General features: G+C 28.8%; 1 pseudogene. It reads right to left on the minus strand.

From position 1 onward, the window contains the following. Nucleotides 1–344: pseudogene (locus tag CCZ01_RS10130) on the minus strand (hypothetical protein); the annotation flags it as partial. Nucleotides 345–364 lie beyond the last annotated feature (20 nt).

A 364-nucleotide genomic window follows, 5' to 3' on the forward strand; every position in this document is an offset into this window, starting at 1 on the left:
TCTACAAACTTTTGCATATCTGCTGCACGTATTCTAAAATCTTTTGGTATTCCAGCCTTTTCATTAAAATCACTTGTAAAGTAACCATCTGCATCAACACCATAACCTAATTTCTTATCCACTGCTTCATATCTTTCTTTTGCAATATTTGGATTATTATTTAAACTTGTATTTGTTTTAGATTCTAAAGAGTCTATTGCTTTTTTTGAGAATTCTAAACTATCTTGTCCATTTAAAAGACTTGTTTGTGTTTGAATATGTTGCGTAGATTGACTTTGTTTATTTATACCTTGATGATTAAACAAAGAGTTGTTTTGAAAGTTTTTAACTGCATTAATGCTCATGTTGACTCCTTATGAAAAGA

The organism is Helicobacter monodelphidis (assembly GCF_003288845.1).
In the GTDB taxonomy this organism is placed as follows: Bacteria; Campylobacterota; Campylobacteria; order Campylobacterales; family Helicobacteraceae; genus NHYN01.